Here is an 18831-nt window from a genome sequence, read left to right on the forward strand (position 1 = left end):
GGTCAAGCACTCCTCCACGTTCCTCACACACGCTTAGAGTCACGGCCAGTCACCGCTCCATAGGGAGTTCGGTACCGGCGCGGCAGCTCCGCACCCCAAGGGGCGGAACGTGCCTGCGGAAAGGATCGATAGTGCGACAGCGTTCTCTGGTGATTCTTACCTCCGTGCTGACCACCGGAGCTCTGACTCTCACCGCTTGCGGCTCCCGCAACAACGACAGCAAGGGCGGCGACAGCGGCAACGTGACCGTCACGATCGGCGTCGACGCTCCGCTGACCGGCCAGAACTCCGCGACGGGCCTGGGCATTCAGTACGGCGCCCAGATCGCCGTCGACGACGCCAACAAGAACAAGACGGTTCCGGGCGTCACGTTCAAGATCAAGGCGCTGGACGACAAGGCGATCCCGGCCACCGGCCAGCAGAACGCCACCCAGCTCGTCTCCGACAAGAGCGTGCTCGGCGTCGTCGGCCCGCTCAACTCCGGTGTGGCCACGCAGATGCAGCAGGTCTTCGCCACCGCCAACCTGGTGGAGATCTCCCCGTCCAACACCAACCCCGAGCTCACCCAGGGCAAGAACTGGCAGACCAGCAAGGCCCGCCCGTTCAAGACCTACTTCCGCACCGCCACCACCGACGAGTTGCAGGGCGCCTACGCGGCGGACTACGCCTACAACGGCGTCCACGCGAAAAAGGCGTTCGTCGTCGACGACAAGCAGACCTACGGCGCGGGCCTCTCCAAGATCTTCACGGAGCAGTTCACCAAGCAGGGCGGCAAGGTCATCGGCACCGACCACGTCAACACCGGCGACCGTGACTTCTCCACCCTGGTCACCAAGATCAAGAACTCGGGTGCCGACCTGCTCTACTACGGCGGCCAGTACGACGAGTCCCAGGTGCTGACCAAGCAGCTCAAGGACGCCGGCGCCAAGATCCCGCTGTTCGGCGGCGACGGCATGTTCACCCCGACCTACATCAAGACCGCCGGCAAGGCCGCCGAGGGCGACCTGGTCACCTCCATCGGCGTCCCGGTCGACACCCTGCCCGCCGCCAAGACCTTCGTCGAGACCTACAAGGCCAAGAAGTACCCCGGTGACTACGGCACCTACGGCTCCTACGCCTACGACGCCGCAACCGCCATCATCAAGGCCGTCGGCCAGGCCGTGAAGGACGGCAAGATTCCGTCCGACGCCCGCGCCCAGATCGTCGACGCCGTCCAGAAGACCTCCTTCGACGGCATCTCCGGCAAGATCTCGTTCGACGAGTACGGCGACACCACGAACAAGCAGCTGACCGTCTACCAGGTCAAGAACGGTGAGTGGAAGTCCGTCAAGAGCGGAACGGCCAGCCCGAAGTAAGCCACCGAAGCACATCGCCTCACCAGGGCCGCGCGGCGCAGACCACCGTCACCGCGCGGCCCGCCTTCTACCGCCCCCTTGACTCTCCCCACCACATGGAGGCCATGCGGTGAACACCCTGCCGCAGCAGCTGGCCAACGGGCTGTTCCTCGGCTCGATGTACGGGCTGATCGCCATCGGCTACACGATGGTGTACGGCATCGTCCAGCTCATCAACTTCGCCCACGGCGAGATCTTCATGACCGGAGGCTTCGGCGCCCTCACGGTCTACCTCGTCCTGCCGGACGGCATATCCATGTGGATAGCCCTGCCGGCGATGCTGATCGGCGGTGCACTGGTCGCCGTACTCATCGCCGTCGGCGCCGAACGCTTCGCCTACCGACCACTGCGCGGCGCGCCACGCCTCGCCCCCCTGATCACCGCGATCGGCCTGTCGCTCGCGCTGCAGCAGGCGGTCTTCAACTGGTACCACGTCGACGGCGACGCCAAATCCGCCCGCGTCTTCCCGCAGTTGCCGTTCGGCCCGCTGCACCTCGGCTCCGTAACCGTGCAGAGCGGCGACGTCTTCCTGATCATCGCCGCCCCGGTGTGCATGGCGGTCCTCGCCTTCTTCGTCCGGCTCTCCCGCACCGGCCGCGCCATGCAGGCCACCGCCCAGGACCCGGACACCGCCCAGCTGATGGGCATCGACACCAACCGCATCATCGTCATCGCCTTCGCCATCGGCGGCTTCTTCGCGGCCGTCGCCGGCGTCTCCTACGGCCTCAAGTACGGCTCGGTCTCCTACGACATGGGCTTCATCGCCGGCCTGAAGGCGTTCACCGCGGCCGTCCTCGGCGGCATCGGCAACATCTACGGCGCCATGCTCGGCGGCCTCGTCCTCGGCCTCGCCGAGGCCATGGCCACCGCCTACATCTCCGACATCCCCGGCATGCACCAACTCGGCGGCGGCAGCTGGGCTCCCGTGTGGGCCTTCGTCCTCCTCATCCTCGTACTCCTCTTCAGGCCACAGGGCCTGCTCGGCGAACGCGTCGCGGACAGGGCGTGAGCAGCATGACCGACACCACCACCGAGACCCCCGAACCGGCCGAGCGCGGGCCCGTCCCGCTCCCGCCGGCCGCCGCCCGCCTGCTCATCGTCGCCGGCGCGATCGGCACCATCGCCAGCACCTTCCTCAGCTGGACCTGGACCTCCTCCTTCCCCGGCGACCTGACGGTCTACGGCTACCCGGCGGGCCTGCAGGTCATCGCCCTCGTGGCCGGCGCCCTCACCCTGCTGTACGGGCTCACCCTGTGGAACGTGCGCGGGCTGAACTGGCTGAACCCGGGCAGGTCCACCACCCCGGTCCTCCTGATCACCCTCTCGGCCTTCACCGTCTGCTGGTTCACCGGCATCGCCATCGCCGTCGACCTCGGCGGCCTGGTGAACCTGGACCCCGGCGCCTACGTGGCGATGGCGGCCTCCGCACTGCCCGTCGTCGGCGCCCTCGCCCTGCCCCACCCGGCCCCCGGTACGGGCCTGCGCGGCTACCTCACCAAGCCCGACCAGCCCCGCCCCGGCACGCTCTCGCCGCTCGCCGAACGCGCCGCCATCACCCTCGGCACCGCGCTCGGACTGGTCGTCTTCACCTACGGCATCGGCATCAACGACGACGACAGCGAGACCTTCATCGGATTCCTGCTCGTCCTCGTCTTCGGCGCCTGGGGCCTGGTCCACGCCGGCCTTCTCGACCGGTACGCGACGATGTCCGCCCGCCACAAGGGCTTCGCCACCACCCTGGCCTTCGTCGCCGCCGTGATCTTCCCCTTCACCCAGAGCGACGACCACAACGCCAACATCGGCGTCAACATCCTCATCTTCGCCACCGTCGCCCTCGGCCTGAACATCGTCGTCGGCCTCACCGGCCTGCTCGACCTCGGTTACGTCGCCTTCCTCGGCGTCGGCGCCTACGCCGCCGCACTGGTCTCCGGCTCCGAGTACTCCCCCTACGACGTCCACTTCCCCTTCTGGGCCGCCGCCCTCACCGGCATGGCCGCCTCGCTGGTCTTCGGCGTCCTGATCGGCGGCCCCACGCTGCGACTGCGCGGCGACTACCTGGCCATCGTCACCCTCGGCTTCGGAGAGATCTTCCGCATCACCGTCAACAGCCTGGACGGCGACTCCGGACCGAACGTCACACGCGGCCCCAACGGCATCACCCAGATCCCCGACATCAAGATCTTCGGGTTCAACCTGGGTGACGCCCACGACGTCGGCGGATTCACCCTCGGCCGCTTCGCCAACTACCTCTTCCTGATGCTCCTCATCACGGCGATCGTCGTGCTCGTCTTCACCCGCGCCGCCGACTCCCGCATCGGCCGCTCCTGGATCGCCATCCGCGAGGACGAGACCGCCGCCACCGCCATGGGCATCAACGGCTTCCGGGTCAAGCTCATCGCCTTCGCGCTCGGCGCCTCCCTCGCGGGCCTCGCCGGCACCGTGATGGCGCACGTCAACTACAGCGTCAACCCGCAGCCGTACCAGTTCGCCGGCGCCGCCCCGCCCAACTCGGCCTTCCTGCTCGCCGCCGTCGTCCTCGGCGGCATGGGCACCGTCAGCGGCCCGCTGCTCGGCGCGAGCGTGCTCTACCTGGTCCCGGAAAAGCTCCAGTTCCTGCAGAACTACGAGCTGTTCGCCTTCGGCATCGCACTGGTCCTGCTGATGCGCTTCCGGCCCGAGGGCATCATCGCCAACCGCCGCCGCCAGCTGGAGTTCCACGAGACCGACCAGCTCGACGTGCCGGCACAGAAGACGCCGACCGACGAACCGGCCGTCACCAAGGCAGGGGCGTAAGGAACCATGACGACACCTGTACTCGAAGCCCGTGACGTCACGATGCGCTTCGGCGGTCTGACCGCCGTCCGGTCCGTCGACTTCACGGTGAACAGCGGCGAGATCGTCGGCCTCATCGGCCCCAACGGCGCCGGCAAGACCACCTTCTTCAACTGCCTCACCGGCCTGTACATCCCCACCGAGGGCACGGTCGCCTACCAGGGCAAGGTGCTGCCGCCCAAGCCGCACCTGGTGACGCAGGCGGGCATCGCCCGTACCTTCCAGAACATCCGGCTGTTCGCCAACATGACCGTCCTGGAGAACGTCCTCGTGGGCCGCCACACGCGGACCAAGGAGGGCCTGTGGTCGGCCCTGCTGCGCGGCCCCGGCTTCCGCAAGGCCGAAAAGGAGTCCGAGGCGAAGGCCATGGAACTCCTGGAGTTCGTCGGCCTCGCCGCCAAGCGCGACCACCTCGCGCGCAACCTGCCCTACGGCGAGCAGCGCAAGCTGGAGATCGCACGGGCACTGGCGAGCGAGCCGGGCCTGCTGCTGCTCGACGAACCGACGGCCGGCATGAACCCGCAGGAGACCCGCTCCACCGAGGAACTGGTCTTCGCCATCCGGGACAAGGGCATCGCCGTCCTCGTCATCGAGCACGACATGCGCTTCATCTTCAACCTGTGCGACCGGGTCGCCGTGCTCGTACAGGGCGAGAAGCTCGTCGAGGGCACCTCCGACGTCGTACAGGCCGACGAGCGCGTCGTCGCCGCCTACCTCGGTGAGCCCTTCGAGGGCGACCCGGGAGCGGCGGAGGTCGCCGAGGTCGAGGCCGCCGAAGCCGAAGCCGCCCAGCCCGAGGCCGAAGCCGCGGCGGACGAGGCCGAAGCACCGACAGCAGGAGACGCAGCCGAAACCGACTCGGAGACGGAGTCCGCCGACGCGGAGAGCACCGGCACCACCAAGGGAGAGACCCAGTGACCGCACTGCTGGAGGTCGAGGACCTCAGGGTCGCCTACGGCAAGATCGAGGCCGTCAAGGGCATCTCGTTCAGCGTCGAGGCCGGCCAGGTCGTCACCCTCATCGGCACCAACGGCGCCGGCAAGACGACGACCCTGCGCACCCTGTCGGGCCTGCTCAAGCCCACGTCCGGAAAGATCGTCTTCGACGGCAAGCCGCTCACGGGCGTACCGGCACACAAGATCGTCGCACTCGGACTCGCCCACTCCCCCGAAGGCCGGCACATCTTCCCCCGCCTGACCATCGCCGAGAACCTCCAGCTCGGCGCCTTCCTCCGCAAGGACAAGGAAGGCATCGAGAAGGACATCCAGCGCGCCTACGACCTCTTCCCCATCCTGGGCGAGCGGCGCAAGCAGGCCGCGGGCACCCTCTCCGGCGGCGAGCAGCAGATGCTGGCGATGGGGCGCGCCCTGATGTCCCAGCCGAAGCTGCTCATGCTCGACGAGCCGTCGATGGGCCTCTCGCCGATCATGATGCAGAAGATCATGGCCACGATCAACGAGCTGAAGTCCCAGGGCACGACCATCCTGCTGGTCGAGCAGAACGCCCAGGCGGCGCTCTCCCTCGCCGACCAGGGCCATGTCATGGAGGTCGGCAACATCGTCCTGTCCGGCACCGGCCAGGACCTGCTGCACGACGAGTCGGTCCGCAAGGCCTACCTGGGCGAGGACTGACCCGAACGACGAGGAAGGCCCGCGCCCCCTTCTCCGGGGCGCGGGCCTTCCTCGTACAGGCCGGCCGTCAGCCCTTCTTGGCCGCCTTCTTCTCCTCGTTGTCCGCGATGACCGCCTCCGCGACCTGCTGCATCGACATACGCCGGTCCATCGACGTCTTCTGGATCCAGCGGAACGCGGCCGGCTCGGTCAGCCCGTACTCGGTCTGCAGGATCGACTTCGCGCGGTCCACCAGCTTCCGCGTCTCCAGACGCTGGGTGAGGTCGGCGACCTCCTGCTCCAGCTGCTTCAGCTCGGTGAAACGGGAGACGGCCATCTCGATGGCCGGGACCACATCGCTCTTGCTGAACGGCTTGACCAGGTACGCCATCGCACCGGCGTCCCGGGCACGCTCGACGAGGTCACGCTGCGAGAAGGCGGTGAGCATCAGGACCGGCGCGATGGACTCCTCGGCGATCTTCTCGGCGGCCGAGATGCCATCGAGCTTGGGCATCTTCACGTCCAGGATGACCAGGTCCGGCCGGTGCTCGCGGGCCAGCTCGACGGCCTGCTCACCGTCCCCGGCCTCGCCTACGACGGTGTACCCCTCCTCCTCCAGCATCTCTTTGAGGTCGAGCCGGATCAGGGCCTCGTCCTCGGCGATGACGACACGGGTCGTCAGCGGAGGCACGTGCGACTTGTCGTCGTCGGGCACGTCTACGGGCTGGGGCGACTCGGGGGTCACGGGGGCTCCTCGTTCCAGGCAGGGGTACTGCTGACAAGAGCCTACCTAGCTACGGTATGGTGGACGCGCGGAGGGTCACAGCTAACCTTCGTTTTGCAGGAAGCCCCGGTAGCCCAGCGGGAGAGGCACGGTGCTCAAACCACCGACAGCGTGGGTTCGAATCCCACCCGGGGCACTTTTCCTTTGATTCCAAGGTCGCGCCTCATAAGCGGATGTGCACGTTCTCGTGAACATCCGCTTTTTGCTGCGTGTTGCTGCGATCACTCACGCACGGTGTTCGCATGTACGACATCAGCACACGCAAGCGAGCCCTCGCGCCGGTGGGCCAGGGTCGAAGCCTGAACTCCGTCAGCATGGAAATGGGCATCTCCCGGCACGCGACACCCACGTCGGCCCCAAACACTGAAAAGGCCCCGCAAATGGAGCCCCGGCCAGTTACTTCGGGCTGTCGTCCTCCCCGATGTGGTGGACCCGGACCATGTTGGTCGAGCCGGAGACGCCGGGCGGGGAGCCCGCCGTGATCACCACGATGTCGCCCTTCTCGCAGCGGCCGTACTTCAGGAGCAGCTCGTCCACCTGGTCGACCATGGCGTCGGTGGAGTCGACGTGCGGGCCGAGGAAGGTCTCGGCGCCCCAGGTGAGGCTGAGCTGGGAGCGGGTGGCCGGTTCGGGGGTGAAGGCCAGGAGGGGGATCGGGGAGCGGTAGCGGGAGAGGCGGCGGGCGGTGTCTCCCGACTGGGTGAAGGCGACCAGGAACTTGGCGCCCAGGAAGTCGCCCATCTCCGCCGCCGCGCGGGCGACCGCGCCGCCCTGGGTGCGGGGTTTGTTGCGCTCGGTGAGCGGGGGCAGGCCCTTGGCGAGCATGTCCTCCTCGGCCGCCGCGACGATCTTGGCCATGGTGCGTACGGTCTCGACCGGGTACTTGCCGACGCTGGTCTCGCCGGAGAGCATCACCGCGTCCGTGCCGTCGAGGACCGCGTTGGCGACGTCGGAGGCCTCGGCGCGGGTCGGCCGGGCGTTGTCGACCATGGAGTCGAGCATCTGGGTGGCGACGATGACCGGCTTGGCGTTGCGCTTGGCGAGTTTGACCGCGCGCTTCTGTACGATCGGCACCTGTTCCAGGGGCATCTCCACGCCCAGGTCGCCGCGCGCGACCATGAGTCCGTCGAAGGCGGCCACGATGTCGTCGAGGTTGGCGACGGCCTGGGGCTTCTCGATCTTGGCGATCACGGGGAGGCGGCGGCCCTCCTCGGCCATGATCCGGTGTACGCCCTTGGCGTCGTCGCCGCTGCGGACGAAGGAGAGCGCGATGACGTCGAAGCCGGTGCGCAGCGCCCAGCGCAGGTCCTCCTCGTCCTTTTCGGACAGGGCGGGGACGGAGACGGCGACGCCGGGGAGGTTGAGGCCCTTGTGGTCGGAGATCACGCCGCCCTCGACGACGAGGGTGCGGATGCGTGGGCCGTCGACCGCGGTGACCTCCAGGCAGACCTTGCCGTCGTCCACGAGGACGCGCTCACCGGTGGTGACGTCGGCGGCGAGGCCGGCGTAGGTGGTGCCGCACTGGTGGCGATCGCCTTCGACGCCTTCCTCGACGGTGATGGTGAAGGCGTCGCCGCGTTCAAGGAGTACCGGTCCTTCGGCGAAACGGCCGAGCCGGATCTTCGGGCCTTGAAGGTCGGCGAGGATTCCGACGCTGCGGCCGGTTTCGTCGGCCGCCTTGCGCACTCGCTGGTAGCGCTCCTCGTGTTCGGCGTGGGTGCCGTGGCTGAGATTGAATCGGGCCACGTCCATTCCGGCGTCGACCAGTGCCTTGATCTGGTCGTACGAGTCGGTGGCGGGCCCCAGAGTGCAGACGATCTTTGCTCGGCGCATATGTCGAGCCTAGGCCTTACCAGCGGGTAGAGAATCGGCCCCACGTGACCACTCAACAACCTTTGAGTAAAGGGTCATTGACAAGTGTTGAATTGTGCGGTCACTCGCTCCGATGAGCGAATTCCCTTCGTGTGAAGTCTGGCGTGGCGGGTCATGTCCAAGTCAGAATCTACGCGCGTCGTTGACTGATTCACGAGGAGACCATGAGATGCCTTTGAACCGCCGGAAGTTCATCAAGCAGTCCGCCGCCACGGGGGCGGGAGTGGCGATCGCCGGCGCGGCGGCGGCTCCGGCGGCCGAGGCCGCGCAGCCCCACACGCCCGTTCACCCCGTCAAGCGGTACTCCCTGACCGTCATGGGCACCACCGATCTGCACGGCCATGTCTTCAACTGGGACTACTTCAAGGACGCGGAGTACTCCGACAAGGCCGGCAACGCGATGGGCCTGGCCCGCATCTCGACCCTGGTCGAGGAGGTGCGCAGGGAGAAGGGCCGCCGCAACACCCTGCTGCTGGACGCCGGTGACACCATCCAGGGCACTCCGCTGACCTACTACTACGCCAAGGTCGACCCGATCACCGCCGAGGGCGGCCCGGTGCACCCGATGGCGCGGGCGATGAACGCGATCGGGTACGACGCGGCGGCGCTCGGCAACCACGAGTTCAACTACGGCATCGAAACCCTGCGGAAGTTCGAGGAGCAGCTCGACTTCCCGCTGCTCGGCGCCAACGCGGTCGACGCGAAGACCCTGCGGCCCGCCTTCCCGCCGTACGTCGTCAAGACGTTCCACGTGCCCGGCGCCAAGCCGGTCAAGGTGGCCGTGCTGGGTCTGACCAACCCGGGCATCGCGATCTGGGACAAGGCTTACGTGCAGGGCAGGTTGGCGTTCCCGGGGCTTGAGGAGCAGGCCGCGCGCTGGGTGCCGAAGCTGAGGTCGATGGGCGCGGACGTGGTCGTGGTGTCCGCGCACTCGGGTACGTCGGGCACCTCGTCGTACGGCGACCAGGTGCCGTACGTGGAGAACGCGGCCGCCGACGTGGCCCGGAAGGTGCCGGGCATCGACGCGATCCTGGTCGGGCACGCGCATGTGGAGATCCCCGAGCTGAAGGTCGTCAACGAGAAGACCGGCAGGACGGTCGTGCTCTCCGAGCCGCTGTGCTACGCCGAGCGGCTCACCCTCTTCGACATCGAGCTGGTCTTCGGCAGGGGCGGGTGGGAGGTCGAGTCGGTCTCCGCGTCGCTGCGCAACTCCAACACGGTCGCCGACGACCCGGAGATCACCCGGCTGCTGAAGGAGGAGCACCAGAAGGTCGTCGCGTACGTCAACCAGGTGGTGGGCCGGGCCACCGAGACGCTGACCACGGTCGAGGCCCGCTACAAGGACGCCCCGATCATCGACCTGATCACCAAGGTGCAGGAGGACGTGGTCAAGGCGGCCCTCGCGGGCACCTCGTACGCCTCGCTGCCGGTGATCGCCCAGGCCTCGCCGTTCTCCCGGACCTCCGAGATCCCGGCGGGCGATGTGACCATCCGGGATCTGTCGGGCCTGTACGTGTACGACAACACGCTGGTCGCCAAGCTGCTGACGGGGGCCCAGGTGCGGGCGTACCTGGAGTACTCGGCGGAGTACTACGTCCAGACGGCCGCCGGCGCCCCCGTCGACGTCGACAACCTCACCAACGCCGGTGGCCGCCCCGACTACAACTACGACTACGTCTCCGGGCTGTCGTACGACATCGACATCGCCCGGCCGGCCGGGTCCCGGATCAGGAACCTCACCTTCGACGGCGCCCCGCTGGACGACGCCCAGCGGTTCGTCCTGGCGGTGAACAACTACCGGGCGAACGGCGGCGGTGCGTTCCCGCACGTGGCCACCGCGCAGGAGCTGTGGTCGGAGTCCACGGAGATCCGCACCCGGATCGCGGAGTGGGTCGCCGCGAAGGGTGTGCTGGACCCGAAGGACTTCGCGTCGGCGGACTGGAAGCTGGTGCGGGACGGTGTGCCGGTGTTCCAGGGGGTGGCGTAGCTCGGTGCCGGGCGGGGGTGGCGCGGCGGCGGCGTCGGGCGGCTGCCGCCCGTCACCTTCCCTCGACCAGTGGTGTGAGGCGCGGTGCCTGGCGGGCCTGCGGCATGCGGTGCGGTGCTGCCTCGAGTCCGAACGAGGTGAAGGCGGTTCGTGAGGGCTGCGGGTAGGGCTCCTTTCCGGTGAGGGAGTTGAGGATGGTGGCGCTGCGCCAGGCGGCGAGGCCAAGGTCGGGGGCGCCCACGCCGTGGGTGTGCCGTTCGGCGTTCTGGACGTACACCGAGCCGGTCACGGACGGGTCGAGGACGAGCCGGAACTCCTCGTCGATGCACGGGCGTTCGCTGCTGTCGCGGCGGATGTAGGGGTCGAGCCCGGCGAGGATGCGGCCGAGCGGGCGTTCGCGGTAGCCGGTGGCGAGGACGACGGCGTCGGTCGTCAGCCGGGAGCGGCTGTCCTGCTGGAGGTGTTCCAGGTGGAGCTCGATCCTGGTGTTGGCGATGCGGCCCGCGGTGCGGACCCGGACGCCCGGGGTGAGGACGGTGTCGGGCCAGCCGCCGTCGAGGGTGCGCCGGTACAGCTCGTCGTGGATGGTGGCGAGGGTGCCGGCGTCGATGCCCTTGTGCAGCTGCCACTGGGCGGCGACCAGCCGGTCGCGGACGGGTTCGGCGAGGGCGTGGAAGTAGCGGGTGTAGTCGGGGGTGAAGTGCTCCAGGCCCAGCTTGGAGTACTCCATCGGCGCGAACGCCTCGCTGCGGCCGATCCAGTGCAGCTTCTCGCGTCCGGCGGGGCGGTGCCGCAGCAGGTCGAGGAAGACCTCGGCGCCGGACTGTCCGGAGCCGACGACGGTGACGTGGTCCGCGGCGAGGATCTCGGCGCGGTGGTCCAGGTAGTCGGCGGCGTGGACGACCGGCACGCCCGGGGCGTCCACCAGGGGCTGGAGCGGATCGGGCACGTGGGGCGCGGTGCCGACGCCGAGGACGACGTTGCGCGTGTAGGTGCGGCCCAGGGCCTCGGCCTCGCCCTCGGCGTCGAGCTGGGTGAAGTCGACCTCGAAGACGTCTCGTTCGGGGTCCCAGCGGACCGCGTCGACCTGGTGGCGGAAGCGCAGCCCGGGCAGGCTCTGTGCGACCCAGCGGCAGTAGGCGTCGTACTCGGCGCGCTGGAGGTGGAAGCGCTCGGCGAAGTAGAAGGGGAAGAGCCGCTCGCGGGCTTTGAGGTAGTTCAGGAAGCTCCACGGGCTGGTCGGGTCGGCGAGGGTCACCAGGTCGGCCAGGAAGGGCACTTGGATGGTGGCGCCCTCGATGAGCAGGCCGGGGTGCCAGTCGAAGCCGGGGCGCTGTTCGTAGAAGACGGCGTCGAGTTCGGCGAGCGGGTGGGCGAGGGCTGCCAGCGAGAGGTTGCACGGGCCGATGCCGATGCCGACCAGGTCGCGGGGGGATGTGGGCTCGTGTCGTGGGGGGTTGGTCATGCGAGGGTGCCTTCTTCGACGAGTTTCAGGAGCTGGGCCAGGTCGTCCGGCCGGGTGTGGGGGTTGAGGAGGGTGGCCTTGAGCCAGAGGCGGCCGTCGAGCCGGGTGCGCCCGAGGACGGCCCGGCCCTCGTGCAGCAGCCTGCGGCGTACGGCGGCGACGGCGTCGTCGGTGGCGTCCGCGGGGCGGAACAGGACGGTGCTGATCACGGGCTGGTCGTACAGCTCGAAGCCGGGGTGTTCCCGGACGAGGGCGGCGAAGCCGTGTGCGTGGGCGCAGACCTGGTCGACGAGGGCGCCGAGTCCGGTGCGGCCGAGGGTCTTCAGGGTGACCGCGGTCTTGAGGACGTCGGGGCGGCGCGTGGTGCGCGGGGAGCGGCCGAGCAGGTCGGGGAGGCCGGCGTCGGTGTCGTCGTCGGCGTTCAGATAGTCGGCGCGCTGGTGGAGGACGGCGAGTTCGCCGGGGCGGGCGACGGCGAGGAGGCCTGCGGCGATCGGCTGCCAGCCGAGCTTGTGCAGGTCGAGGGTGACGGTGTGGGCCGCTTCCAGCCCGGCGAGTTTCTTCCGGTGCCGGTCGCTGAAGAGGAGGCCTCCGCCGTAGGCCGCGTCGATGTGCAGGCGGGCGCCGTGCGCGGCGCACAGGCCGGCGATCTCGGGCAGCGGGTCGATGAGGCCGGCGTCGGTGGTGCCGGCGGTGGCGGTGACCAGCAGGGGGCCGGAGAGCGTGGTGAGGGCCTCGTCGAGGGCGGCGAGGTCGAGGGTGCCGCCGGCCGCGGGGACGACGACCGGGTCGGGCAGGCCGAGCAGCCAGGCGGCGCGTGGCAGCGAGTGGTGGGCGTTGGCCCCACACACGAGGCGCACGCTGCCGCCGTGTGCCTCGCGGGCGAGCAGCAGGGCGAGTTGGTTGGACTCGGTGCCGCCGGTGGTGACGAGGGCGTCGGCGAGGCCGGCGGCGTGGGCGAGGGCGCGGGTGACCGCGGCCTCCAGGGCGGAGGCGGCCGGGGCCTGGTCCCAGGAGTCCAGGGAGGGGTTGAGGGCGCTGACGGCGAGGTCGGCGGCGGTGGCCACGGCGAGCGGCGGGCAGTGCAGATGGGCCGCGCACAGCGGGTCGGCGGGGTCTGCGGCGCCCTCCGCGAGGGCGTGTACGAGGGCGCGCAGGGCGTCGGGGTCGCCGTGGTCCGGGAGTACGTCCCCGAGCGCGTCGGCGACGCGCGCGGCGACGGCCTCCGGTCCCCCGCCGGGCAACGGCCCGCCGCGCGCCCGGGCACCGGCCGCGAGCGCGTCGAGGACGGTGCCGAGGAGGGGACGCAGGGCGTCGGGGCCGTGCGGGCCCGAGGCGAGGGGTGGCGTGCGCAGAGGTTCCTCACCGCTCATCGGCTGTCCCTCCGCTCGTGGACCGACCCCGGCTTCCGGCTTTACGGGGCCTTGGGCTTCCAGCTTGTACGGGAAGCGCCCCGTGTGTCCCGAAAGCTCAACGATCGGAACCCGAAAGTGGGTACGGCGCAAGGGCGTGCTCAGGCCTTTGCGCCGAAGTCCTCCGTGTGATCCCGTGCCCACTGGGCGAAGGTCCGGGCGGGGGTGCCGGTGAGTTTCTCCACCGTGCCGGTGATCTCCGGTGGTACGCCGACCGTCTCCTCGAAGGTCCGCAGCAGTCGTTCGAGCATCTGCGGCGGGACGTGCGGGAACAGCTCCGGGCCCGCCTGGCGGGGGTCGGCCTCCACGAACGTCAGCTCCCTGCCGAGGGCCGCGCCGATCGCCGCGACCTGCTCGGCGTTGGTGGTCGCCTCGGGACCGGTCAGCCGGTGCACTGCGCCTTCGTGTCCGCCGTCGAGCAGTACCCGCTCGGCCACGGCCGCGATGTCGTCCTCGTGGATCGGTGCGGAGAGCGCGTTCGCGAAGACCCCGCGGACGGTGTTCCCGGCGCGGACCTGCGGCGCCCACTGCAGGGCGTTGGTGGCGAAGGCGTTCGGGCGCAGGAAGGTCCAGTCGAGCCCGCTGTCGCGGATCTGCTGTTCCACGGTGGCGTGCATGACGTGGATGGGGTGGGTCTCGTCGGCGCCCTCCTGGATGATGCCGCTGGAGAGCAGGACGACGTGCCGCACCCCGTGGGCGCGGGCGGCTTGGAGGAGGTCGGGCGCGCCGGCCTGTGCGTACAGGAAGAGGGCCGTCGCCCCGCCGAACAGGGCGGCCGGGTCGTCCGGCCGGAACCGGACCACCTCGGCGCCGGCGGGCAGGGCGGCCCGCTGCGGGTCGCGGGTGAGCGCCCGCACGGGCCGGCCCGCGGCGAGGAGACGGTCGACGAGGGCACGGCCGACGTTGCCGGTCGCGCCGGTCACTACGATCACGGAAGGTGCCTCCGAAGGCTCGGCTGATCGCTTCTGACAGCTCGAGCCTAGGGGGACGACCGGGACCGCGGCATCGTCGGCGCGGACCAGCCGCGCCCTACGCCGATGGACCTACTCCGGCCGTGCCGCCTGCGCCTCTTCCGTTTCCTCGCCGCGCACCCGCAGGGCGCGGGCCAGGTCGTCGAGGCGGTCGGCGAGGGTGCGGCGCAGGGCCGGGGTGGGGTCGGCGTCCCGCAGACAGGCCTCGCCGAGCCGGAGGTTCTCGGTGTCGACGGCGTGGGCCGGGAAGGCCCAGCGGCCGGCGGCCTGCGCGATGGCGGGCCCGCGCCGGGCACTGAGGGCGACGGCGTCCGCGTAGAAGCGCGGCACGTACTCCCGTACCAGATCGGCCTGTTCGGGCTGCCAGAAGCCCTGGGCGGTGGCCGTGAAGAGGTAGTTGGACAGGTCGTCGCCGGCGAACATCGCCTCCCAGGCGGTCCGCTTGGCCTCCGGGTCGGGCAGGGCGGCACGGCAGCGGGCGGCGCCCTCCTGGCCGGTGGCGCTCGGGTCGCGCTCCAGCTCGGCGGCGATGGCGGCCTCGTCGGTGGCGCCGAGCACGGCGAGCCGGCCGAGGACGCGCCAGCGCAGCTCGGGGTCGAGTTCCGGCCCGCCGGGCACCGTGCCGTCGGCGAGCCAGGCGGCGATGGTGTCGGGGTGGGCGGCCACGCCGATCAGGTGCCGTACGGCGAGCAGCCGCAGGCCGGGGTGGTCGCCGTCCTCGGTGCGCCGCAGCAGGTCGCGGCAGAGGGCGGTGAGGGTCGCCAGGGCGGCCGGGCGGTCCTCGGGCCTGAGGTACTGGTCGGCGATCTGGCCGGAGGCGAAGGCGAGGACGCCCTGGACCAGGGCGAGGTCGGTCTCGCGGGGAAGGTGGGCGCGGGCCGTCTCCAGGTAGGCGGCGGGCGCCAGTTCGCCGTCGCGTACGGCGTCCCTGAGGGCGTTCCAGACGACCGCGCGGGTGAGCGGGTCGGGCAGGCCCGACAGGCCGGTGCGGACCGTCTCGAAGGACTCGGCGTCGAAGCGGATCTTGGCGTAGGTGAGGTCGCCGTCGTTGAGCACGAGCAGCGCGGGGGGCTTGCCGATGGGCTGCGGGTCGGGCTGCGGGACGTCGAGGTCGAGGCGCTCGCGCAGCACCAGCCGGCCCTCGTCGGCGACGTCGTGGTCGTACAGGCCGGCGGTGAGGCGGTGCGGGCGGCTGCCGGTGCGGTCGACGGTCAGCGCGCAGGTGCCGTCGGCGGAGGCGAGGACGGGCGTGAGCTTGTCCACGCCCGTGGTGCGCAGCCAGCTGTCGGCCCAGGCGGGCACGTCGCGCTCGGTGGCGGAGGCGAGGGAGTCGATGAAGTCGGCGAGGGTGGCGTTGCCGAACCGGTGCCGGGCGAAGTGGGTGTTGATGCCGGCGAGGAAGTCCTTCTCGCCGAGCCAGGCGGCGAGCTGGCGCAGCGCGGAGGCGCCCTTGGCGTAGGAGATGCCGTCGAAGTTGAGCAGTGCGGAGGCCGTGTCGTCGACCTTCTCGGGGGCGACCGGGTGGGTGGTGGGCCGCTGGTCGGCGTCGTAGCCCCAGGCCTTGCGGGTGACGCCGAACTCGGTCCAGGGGCCGGTGAAGCGGGTCGCCTCGGCGGTGGTCTGGTAGCCCATGTACTCGGCGAAGGACTCGTTCAGCCAGATGTCGTCCCACCACTTGAGGGTGACGAGGTCGCCGAACCACATGTGAGCCATCTCGTGCGCGATGACCATGGCGCGGGTCTCGCGCTCGGCGTCGGTGACGGCGGAGCGGTAGACGAACTCGTCGCGGAAGGTGACCAGGCCCGGGTTCTCCATGGCGCCCGCGTTGAACTCGGGGACGAACGCCTGGTCGTAGGAGTCGAAGGGGTACGGCTCCTCGAACTTCTCGTGGTAGCGGTCGAAGCACGCGCGCGTGACGTCGAGGATCTCCTCGGCGTCGGCCTCCAGGTGGGGGGCGAGGGAGCGGCGGCAGTGGATGCCGAAGGGCAGGCCGCGGTGCTCGGTGCGCACCGAGTGCCAGGGGCCGGCGGCGACGGCGACCAGGTAGGTGGAGATCAGCGGGGTGGGAGCGGCCTGCCAGACGCCGTCGGCGCGCTGCTCGGTGATGCCGTTGGCGAGCACGGTCCAGCCCTCGGGCGCCCTGACGGAGACCTCGAAGACGGCCTTCAGGTCGGGCTGGTCGAAGGCGGCGAGGACACGCTGGACGTCGTCCATGAACATCTGCGTGTAGACGTAGGTCTCGCCGTCGCTCGGGTCGGTGAAGCGGTGCATGCCCTCGCCGGTGCGGGAGTAGCGCATCGCCGCGTCGACGCGCAGCTCGTGCTCCCCGGCGGAGAGGTTCTTCAGCGGCAGCCGGCCGTCGTCGAGCGACTCGGGGTCGAGGGGCTCCCCGTCCAGCGTCACCGCGCGCAACTCGGCGGGCTTCAGCTCCACGAACGTGTCCCCGGCGGACCGCGCGGTGAACCGGATCACGGTGCGGGAGTCGAAGGTCTCGTCCCCGGTCGTGAGGTCCAGTTCGACCGTGTAGCGGTGGACGTCGAGGAGCTGTGCTCGGAGCTGCGCTTCATCGCGCGTGAGTACGGACATGCAGGCCATGCTGCCTGATCGCGCCGACAGCGCACAGGGGGCGGACGGCTTCACGGCTTATGTCCGACTCGCCATCCCACCGCCTGCCCACGCCCCGGCCGCCCCCGCCCGGCACATCCTCGACCGCACCGCGCTTACTTCTGCACGCTCCAGACCACACCTGGCCGATCCCGACCGAACGTGACCACGTGACCCGCCTCCGGCCGATCGCGCCCCCATCCTGGAAGGCCCCCGCTCGCTCCCGACCGTTCCCCCGCCCGGCCCTGAACCGCCCGCGCCGCACTCCCGTCCGCTCGCCCCGGTCCGACTTCCAGCCGCCCCGTCCGGCTCCGGCCCTCCGCGCCACTGCCATCCGCCGCAGTCGCTCGCTCGCCGTTGCCGGCCAGACCGAGGGGGGATCAGGCGTCCGCCTCCTGGCCCGCTGCTCCTGTCCGGTCGGGCCCGGCCGCCCGCGCCACTCCCCGCAGCCCCGTCCCCGTCCAGCCCCCGGCCGCCCGCACCCCACTCCCGCCCGGCCGCCCCTGGCCAGCCCCGGCCCTCCGCGCCACTGCCATCCGCCCCCGCCGGCTCGCTCGCCGCTGCCGGCCGGACCGAGCGGGGATCAGGCGTCCGTCTGCTGCCCGTTCGCGGTGTCCTCGGCGATGCGCTCGTGGTGCCGGATGACCTCGGCGATGATGAAATTCAGGAACTTCTCGGCGAAGGCCGGGTCGAGCTTGGCGTTCTCGGCGAGGCGGCGCAGCCGGGCGATCTGGCGGGCCTCGCGGGCCGGGTCGGCGGGCGGCAGCTGGTGCACGGCCTTGAGCCGGCCGACCTGCTGGGTGGCCTTGAACCGCTCGGCGAGCAGGTGGACGACGGCCGCGTCGATGTTGTCGATGCTGTCGCGCAGCCGCTCCAGTTCCCGGCGGACCTCCGGGTCCACGTCACCGGTTCCGGTGTTGCTGGTGGTCATGCCGGTCACCCTATGGGTTCTGCGGGCCGCGCCTCGGGGCTGTCCGGAGAGTGGATCATCGGCGGATCGTCCGGGTCCGGGACGCGGTCGCTCCAGCCGCCGGGCACGCTGCGGCCCTGCTGGGCGCGGAAGCGCACCGGGGCGAGGCCCACACGGCGGGTGAACAGCCGGGAGAAGTACGCGGGGTCGTCGTAGCCGACGCGACGGGCGACGGCGGCGACCGGCAGCTCGGTGGCGGCGAGGAGTTCCTTGGCGCGGCCGAGGCGGATGCCGAGCAGGTAGTCCTTGGGGCTGCAGCCGGCGGCCCGGCGCACGGCACTGCGCAGCTCGGCGGGGGTCATACCGTGCACGCGCGCGTGGTCGGCGACGCTCATCGGCGTGCAGGCGTCCCGCGCGAGCGCCTGGAGCACCTGGTCGCCGTCCGGCGCGAGGTCGGCGCGGGCGCGGCGCAGGGCGACGAGGAGCTCGTGCACGGCGGCGCCGGTCTCCACCTCCAGCAGCGGGTTGCCGCGGCGGGCGGCGCGGGCGATGCGGGCGACCACCGCACGGGGCCCGGAGGCGTCGGAGAGCGGGACGACGGGCCGCTCGGGTTCGATGTAGCCGAGCTCGGTGTACGTCGTGGTGGCGGGCCCGGCGAAGTCGACGAAGCCCTCGTCCCAGCCGGTGTCCGGATCGGGCGCGTAGTGGTGGGGCACCCCGGGGGTGAGCCAGAGCAGCGCGGGCGCGGTGACCATCGTGCGGCGGCCGTCGGCGCCCCGGTACCAGCCGCGGCCGGAGCTGATCACGACGACCACGTGGTGGTCGAGGGTGCGCGGGCCGACCGTGGGCAGGGCGCCGTGCTGGAGGCCGACGCCGAGGCAGACCAGGCCGAGGCGGTGGTGGGCGGGGCCGGGGCTGAAGAACCGCATCCAGGTCTGGTACATCGGCGCTCCTCCCGGCGTCGGCGACCGCGGACTTTTGTCCAAGCGG

The 18831-nt window shown here is 70.7% G+C and carries 14 protein-coding genes and 1 tRNA gene; 7 read left to right on the forward strand and 8 right to left on the reverse strand.

The window, feature by feature from the left end; all coding sequences use genetic code 11:
• Positions 1-146: 146 nt before the first annotated feature.
• From ACIBJF_RS03700 to ACIBJF_RS03720, 5 genes are all read left to right on the forward strand, one after another.
• On the forward strand, positions 147-1355 hold the full coding sequence (locus ACIBJF_RS03700; RefSeq protein ID WP_399172131.1) for a branched-chain amino acid ABC transporter substrate-binding protein: 1209 nt from the start codon (positions 147-149) through the stop codon (positions 1353-1355).
• Between the two features lie 109 nt (positions 1356-1464).
• Positions 1465-2403, forward strand: coding sequence for a branched-chain amino acid ABC transporter permease (locus ACIBJF_RS03705; RefSeq protein WP_399172031.1), 939 nt, complete (start codon positions 1465-1467; stop codon positions 2401-2403).
• 5 nt (positions 2404-2408) lie between these two features.
• Positions 2409-4187 carry a branched-chain amino acid ABC transporter permease gene (locus tag ACIBJF_RS03710; protein WP_399172132.1) on the forward strand — a complete coding sequence of 593 codons (1779 nt, stop codon included), beginning with the start codon at positions 2409-2411 and terminating at the stop codon, positions 4185-4187.
• A 6-nt stretch (positions 4188-4193) separates the two neighbouring features.
• Positions 4194-5144: an ABC transporter ATP-binding protein gene (locus tag ACIBJF_RS03715; RefSeq protein WP_399172032.1), complete on the forward strand. Its 951-nt coding sequence runs from the start codon at positions 4194-4196 to the stop codon at positions 5142-5144.
• Complete coding sequence (locus ACIBJF_RS03720) at positions 5141-5857, forward strand: ABC transporter ATP-binding protein (protein WP_351800624.1); 717 nt, start codon at positions 5141-5143, stop codon at positions 5855-5857. The genes ACIBJF_RS03715 and ACIBJF_RS03720 overlap by 4 nt, the downstream gene beginning before the upstream one ends.
• A 67-nt stretch (positions 5858-5924) precedes the next feature.
• Here the strand turns inward: ACIBJF_RS03720 and ACIBJF_RS03725 are convergent, their stop codons facing one another.
• Positions 5925-6581, reverse strand: coding sequence for a response regulator (locus tag ACIBJF_RS03725; RefSeq protein ID WP_356304553.1), 657 nt, complete (start codon positions 6579-6581; stop codon positions 5925-5927).
• A gap of 102 nt (positions 6582-6683) precedes the next feature.
• On the opposite strand from ACIBJF_RS03725, the gene ACIBJF_RS03730 reads away from it, so the two are divergent.
• Positions 6684-6756 (forward strand) — tRNA-Leu (locus ACIBJF_RS03730).
• Between the two features lie 260 nt (positions 6757-7016).
• Here the strand turns inward: ACIBJF_RS03730 and pyk are convergent.
• Complete coding sequence (gene pyk, locus ACIBJF_RS03735) at positions 7017-8453, reverse strand: pyruvate kinase (protein WP_399172033.1); 1437 nt, start codon at positions 8451-8453, stop codon at positions 7017-7019.
• A 208-nt stretch (positions 8454-8661) separates the two neighbouring features.
• Between pyk and ACIBJF_RS03740 the strand changes: the two genes are divergently transcribed.
• A complete protein-coding gene (locus ACIBJF_RS03740) occupies positions 8662-10479 on the forward strand; it encodes a bifunctional metallophosphatase/5'-nucleotidase (RefSeq protein ID WP_399172034.1) in 1818 nt (605 codons plus the stop codon).
• Positions 10480-10531: 52 nt separating this feature from the next.
• Here ACIBJF_RS03740 and ACIBJF_RS03745 read toward each other — a convergent pair whose 3' ends face one another.
• From ACIBJF_RS03745 to ACIBJF_RS03770, 6 genes are all read right to left on the reverse strand, one after another.
• On the reverse strand, positions 10532-11944 hold the full coding sequence (locus ACIBJF_RS03745) for a lysine N(6)-hydroxylase/L-ornithine N(5)-oxygenase family protein (RefSeq protein WP_399172035.1): 1413 nt from the start codon (positions 11942-11944) through the stop codon (positions 10532-10534).
• Positions 11941-13317, reverse strand: a complete 1377-nt coding sequence (locus tag ACIBJF_RS03750; RefSeq protein WP_399172036.1) for a pyridoxal phosphate-dependent decarboxylase family protein — start codon at positions 13315-13317, stop codon at positions 11941-11943. The genes ACIBJF_RS03745 and ACIBJF_RS03750 overlap by 4 nt, the downstream gene beginning before the upstream one ends.
• A 140-nt stretch (positions 13318-13457) precedes the next feature.
• Entirely contained in the window at positions 13458-14288 is an 831-nt protein-coding gene (locus tag ACIBJF_RS03755) for an NAD(P)H-binding protein (RefSeq protein WP_399172037.1), read from the reverse strand.
• A 111-nt stretch (positions 14289-14399) separates the two neighbouring features.
• Positions 14400-16913, reverse strand: a complete 2514-nt coding sequence (gene pepN / locus ACIBJF_RS03760) for an aminopeptidase N (RefSeq protein ID WP_399172039.1) — start codon at positions 16911-16913, stop codon at positions 14400-14402.
• A gap of 601 nt (positions 16914-17514) precedes the next feature.
• The gene (locus ACIBJF_RS03765) at positions 17515-17862 is read right to left on the reverse strand and encodes a chorismate mutase (RefSeq protein ID WP_399172040.1); all 348 of its coding nucleotides are present in this window, start codon (positions 17860-17862) and stop codon (positions 17515-17517) included.
• Positions 17863-17867: 5 nt separating this feature from the next.
• The gene (locus ACIBJF_RS03770) at positions 17868-18785 is read right to left on the reverse strand and encodes a helix-turn-helix domain-containing protein (protein ID WP_399172041.1); all 918 of its coding nucleotides are present in this window, start codon (positions 18783-18785) and stop codon (positions 17868-17870) included.
• Positions 18786-18831 lie beyond the last annotated feature (46 nt).

Source organism: Streptomyces sp. NPDC050743, from assembly GCF_044456925.1.
GTDB lineage: Bacteria > Actinomycetota > Actinomycetes > Streptomycetales > Streptomycetaceae > Streptomyces.